This window comes from Chamaesiphon polymorphus CCALA 037 (genome assembly GCF_003003845.1).
Taxonomy (GTDB): domain Bacteria; phylum Cyanobacteriota; class Cyanobacteriia; order Cyanobacteriales; family Chamaesiphonaceae; genus Chamaesiphon; species Chamaesiphon polymorphus.
The window spans coordinates 1-5,519 of the sequence record NZ_PVWO01000401.1; the positions used below are offsets into that span (position 1 = coordinate 1).

A 5,519-nucleotide genomic window follows, 5' to 3' on the forward strand; every position below is an offset into this window, starting at 1 on the left:
GCCTCTACCTCAATTCTCCAATCCTTGCTGTGACTTTCAATCCCCTAATCCAAGATAACTTTTAAATATCGAGCCATATTCTCTAAAAATTAATGAGAATAATATTCAAAAATCTAAACTAAAAATTGGCATCTACCATGCAGTCAGTTAGTATTCGATCGCTTGCCATCAACTTTCCCCAGACCATTCGCACCAACGATTATTGGCTGGAAAAGTTTCCCGACTCATTCGCCCAAACCAAACAGCGAGAAGTCAGGCGCACTCCAGCTACCGACTTAATTCCCGTTCCTAGTGGGATCGATCTGTGGCTGCAAGAAGTTACGCCTTTTTTAGCCGATCCGTTTCGAGGCAGCGTCCAGCGGCGGGTAGTGAAGGGGGAGGAATCATCTCTACTGCTAGAGTGTCAGGCAGCGCGATCGGCTCTAGCTGCGGCAAAGCTGACGGCGGCAGATATAGATCTAGCGATCGTCTCTTCCCTGTTTCCCAGTGATGTCGGCCCAGGTTTGGCGACTCATCTCGCCCAGCAATTGGGATTGAGCTGTCCGGCGTGGAATCTCGAATCCACTTGTGCCAGTGCCTTAATCGCGCTCCAAACCGCCCAGGCGTTCGTTCGAGCTGGCACCTATCGCCAGATTTTGATCGTGGTGTCCCACATTGGCTCTCAGGCGGTAAATGATGCCGATACTCTCTCGTGGTCGATGGGCGATGGGGCGGGGGCGATGGTGGTTGGGGCAGATGGAGCGGAGCGCGGCATTCTCAGTATGCAGATCGTCCCGACGATCGCGACTTGCGGGGCATATACTCACGAACTGACGATCGATTCGCACGGCAATCCGCGCATTCAAACTGGGACGGGGGAAAATGTCAGCAGCCTAGCAGTAACGGCAGCCGATACCGTCCGCGAGTGCTGTCAGTCAGCGGTAGCAGCGGCGGGGATGAGTCTCGATCGGATCGATTATTTTGCGTTTAATACCCCGACGGCTTGGTATGCCAGCGTTTGCGCTAAAGCTCTGGGAATCGATCCTGAGCGGGTTATCGATCTCTACCCGACATACGCCAATATCGGCCCCGTTTTTCCCCTGGCAAATCTCTATCACGCCGCAGCTAGTGGCAAAATTCGCCCCGACGATCTGGTGCTGGTATATGCCAATGGTGCGGGAGCAACGGCAGCGGCGATGGTGATGCGCTGGGGAAATGTGGCGTTGGGTAGTGCTAGTACTGAGTTGGTGACGATTCGATCGACGAACGCGAAGCGCGCCACCAAGGCGGTCGAGAGTTTCGTCCCGTTAGCCAGTAATGCGGTTGCGAGTACTGGTAAGGGGATTAAAGAACGACTGCTGGCAGTGCCTTCAGGCGATCGTCATGCCATTCTCGAACCTTATTTAGTAGAGTCGTTAGCCAATTTACGCCAACTGTCACCAACCGATCTCGATCCGCAAGTGGTGCTGACGACGTTGTTAGATTCTTTGCTGGCAACGATTTTTCGGAGTCAACTCGAAGCTAGTTTGGAAATTCGGGTGCCGATGGAACAGTTTTTGGGGGAGCGGAATATTCGCGATCTAACGGAATTTTTACTCGATCGCATGGCGATCGCGGAAATGATGGGAGGGGTGGTGAGAGATGAGGGCGATGTGGATCGATCGGGGCGAGAGGTGTTTAGTTTGTAATGTGGGGTGTTGGGTTTTATCTTTTAGCCCAACCAACAGATCTTGAAACTAGTGCTTAGTCATCAACCGCCCTGAAATGAATTTCGGGCTAAGAGCGAAAGTCCATTGAAATGGACTGAAGAGAGTTCAGCAGTTCTCTCAAGAAAACTAGATCTATATTTCCTTGTCCCAAATAGACTCCGGCAGTTCTCTTTAGAGAACTTTAGCTCTTAGCCCCAAATTCATTTGAGGGCAGTGCCGAAACGGAGCTAGTTATTACTTACAAGTTGGTACCTTACGATGTCTGACGTTATTTAATTCTCAATTCTCAATTCTCAATTCTCAATTATTTATGAATCTACATTTACTAATCGACTCACTAGCCGATCGCGGAATTAAACTATCCATTGAAGGAGATGCACTGATTGTCGATGCGCCCCAGGGGACATTAACCCCTGAAGTGCGCGACGCACTGAAAGCGCAGAAAGCCGAGATTGTAGCGTTATTGCAGCAACATCGCGATCGCCAGCCTATCAACGATTTACCCGCGCTCGTGGCAGCACCAGCAGCGCGTTACGAACCGTTTCCGCTGACGGATATGCAACACGCTTTTTGGATCGGGCGGAGTGGGATTTTGGAACTCGGTGGTGTTTCCAATCATGGTTATTACGAAATTGAAGGCGGCGATCTGGATGTCGATCGATTGAATAGCGCGCTCCAACGATTAATCGATCGACACGATATGTTACGGGCGGTGGTAATGCCGGACGGACAGCAGCGAATTTTGGCGGAAGTACCGCTTTATCAGATGCCAGTTGTGGATTTGCGGGGGCAGGCTGAGAGTGAAATTGAGGCTGGATTAGAGGCGATTCGAGAGGAGATGTCTCATCAGGTATTACCAGCCGATCGCTTTCCGTTGTTTGATTTCCGCGCTACGCGGTTGGATGGGGCGCGATTGCGGTTGCACATTAGTTACGATCTGCTGGTATTTGATGCGTGGAGCTTGTTTCGGCTGTTTGAGGAGTGGTTTCAAGTTTATCAACAGCCGGAGTGCGTGTTGCGATCGTTAGATATCTCGTTTCGGGATTATGCGATCGCCGAGCAAAACCTCTGTCAAACGGAGCTATACAAGCGATCTCGGGCATATTGGCTCGATCGCATCGACAAGCTCCCACCCGCACCCGATTTACCCTTGGCGAAAAGCCCCAAGGAACTCAAACAGCACCGCTGTCGGCGTTACAACGCGCAAATGGAGATGGCAGATTGGCAGCGGCTGAAGCAGAAAGCCAAAAATATCGGGCTGACTCCTTCGGGGATGTTACTGGCTGCGTTTGCCGAAATTCTCGCCCTGTGGAGCCAGAATCCGCAATTTACACTCAATTTGGCACTATTCAATCGCTTGCCGTTGCATCCTCATGTCGATCGGCTGTTGGGAGATTTCACCTCGGTAACGCTGCTAGGGATAGATAATTCTACGTCTGAATCGTTCCGCGATCGAGCACTGCGGATTCAAACCCAACTCTGGCAAGATTTGGAGCACCGCTACTATAGTGGGGTGCGCGTGACGCGGGAACTCACTCGCCGCCAAGGGAATGTCCCGAATGCGATGCCTGTCATCTTTACGAGTACGCTGGGATTTGCGGGCATCGGTCAGGAAACCTTGACATTCAGCCGTTTTGGGGAGTTGGTGTATGGCATCAGTCAAGCCTCGCAAGCTTGGATGGATATTCAAGTGTGGGAGGAGCAAGAAACGCTGACATTCAATTGGGATGTGGTGGAAGAACTATTTCCCGCAGGTGCGATCGATGATATGTTTGCCGCTTACTGCGATTTGCTCCAACATCTGGCCGATGATGATGCCATCTGGCACGAGCCAAATCCGCAACTACTGCCGCCAGCGCAATTAATAGCACGGCAGGCGGTGAATGCAACCGATGCACCGATTTCTGAGGCACTATTACACGAGCTATTTGCCGATCGCGTGTTACAACAGCCCGATAATATGGCCGTTATCGCTACGGGTAAATCCCTAACTTATCGAGAATTGAGCGAGCGCGCTAATAGCCTCGCTCGTCGCTTGCGACAGCTTGGGGCACAGCCGAATCGATTAATCGGCGTGGTGATGGAAAAGGGCTGGGAACAGATCGTTGCCGTGATGGGGATTTTGGCATCTGGAGGGGCTTACGTGCCGATCTCTCCCGATCTACCACCGGAACGCCTTCAATATTTACTCAAACATAGCGACATCCAGATCGTCCTCACTCAATCCTGGTTGGATGACAAATTACCTTGGGACGAGCAGATTCAGCGATTAGCGATCGATACTGAAGATTTAACAACAGAGAGTGCCGCGCCGCTCGCATCCGTCCAAACTCCCGACGATTTGGCGTATGTAATCTACACCTCCGGTTCCACTGGCTTACCGAAAGGGGTGATGGTAACACATCGGAATGTGGCTAACGTAGTAGTGTATACCAACCAACGGTTTCAGGTCGGATCTACCGATCGCATGTTAGCTGTAACCGCGCTCAATCACGACTTATCCGTGTATGACATCTTCGGACTGCTGGCGGCGGGTGGATCGATCGTCATCCCCGATGCGCTACTGGTGAAAGATCCCAACCATTGGGCGGAATTAATCCAGCGCGAACGTGTAACATTGTGGAACTCCGTCCCGCCGATGATGGAAATGTTGGTAAATGCCGTCGGCGATACCCCATTTACAACTAGTTTGCGCTTGGCGATTTTAGGTGGGGATTGGCTGCCACCGACGCTGCCAGAGCGGATTCGAGCCGTCGTGCCCGCGATCGAATTATTGAGTATTGGCTGCCCCACCGAAACTACAATCTGGAATATCGGTTATCAAATCGGCGCAGTCGATCCCACCTGGAAAAGTATCCCCTACGGGCAACCGATGGCGAACGCTAAGTATTACATCTTAAATCCAGCTTTAAATAACTGTCCCACCTGGGTAGCGGGAGAAATGTATTGTGCTGGCGTGCAGGTAGCCAAGGGTTATTGGCGCGATGAGGACAGAACGCAGGCGAACTTTATCATTCATCCGCGCACGGGCGAACGACTCTATCGTACAGGCGATCGCGGTCGTTATTTACCCGATGGCACGATCGAAATTTTGGGACGGGTAGACTTTCAAATCAAGCTACGCGGCTATCGAATCGAAGCTGGAGAAGTAGAAGCGGCACTGATGCAACATCCCGCCGTGCAAACTGCGATCGTCAAAGTCATCGGCGACAGCCAACAGGCGCGGTTAGTCGCTTATATCGTGTCTGGAAAACCGGATGTACCCACCGTCGAGGAACTTAGCGACTCCCTGGGGCGCAAACTCCCCGATTATATGGTGCCATCGAGTTTCATGTTTTTGGATGCCTTGCCACTATCAGTTAATGGCAAAGTTGACAGGCAAGCATTACCTACCCAATTGGATCTATTTCGATCGCGAGCTGTAGTTTATGCAGCTCCGCAGAATGAAATCGAACGATCGATCGCGTCCATTTTTCAAGAAGTATTAGAAATCGAGGAGATTGGAGTTACTAATAATTTCTTCGATCTTGGTGCCAATTCACTGTTGATTACCACAGTTTATCGCAAGTTAGGAGAAGTTTTACCAGATCGAATTGCGTCGATTTCGTTGGTTGATTTGTTTAATTATCCAACGGTGAGGGCTTTGGCTCAGCGGTTGATGCAGGTTAAGGATGTTAATGATTTGGGTCAGCAAAGTGTTGAGGATCGACAGAAGTTAAGTCAGGGGAAAGATCGGTTGAAGCAACGATTGGAAAGGTCTAAGTTGGCGAGTAAATAAGAGTGGGCATCAGATCCCCGACTTCTCAAAGAAGTCGGGGATCTGGATAACCT

At 50.9% G+C, this 5,519-nt stretch carries 2 protein-coding genes; both read left to right on the top strand.

The features are described from left to right. Nucleotides 1-137: 137 nt before the first annotated feature. Nucleotides 138-1,667: a 3-oxoacyl-[acyl-carrier-protein] synthase III C-terminal domain-containing protein gene (locus tag C7B77_RS22860; RefSeq protein WP_106310335.1), complete on the top strand. Its 1,530-nt coding sequence runs from the start codon at nucleotides 138-140 to the stop codon at nucleotides 1,665-1,667. 331 nt (nucleotides 1,668-1,998) lie between these two features. Beyond that, nucleotides 1,999-5,466, top strand: a complete 3,468-nt coding sequence (locus tag C7B77_RS22865; protein WP_106310338.1) for a non-ribosomal peptide synthetase — start codon at nucleotides 1,999-2,001, stop codon at nucleotides 5,464-5,466. Nucleotides 5,467-5,519: the final 53 nt, after the last annotated feature.

Coding starts and splice junctions, on each gene's coding strand:
- C7B77_RS22860 (WP_106310335.1), top strand. CDS start 138: ATGCAGTCAGTTAGTATTCGATCGCTTGCCATCAACTTTCCCCAGACC.
- C7B77_RS22865 (WP_106310338.1), top strand. CDS start 1,999: ATGAATCTACATTTACTAATCGACTCACTAGCCGATCGCGGAATTAAA.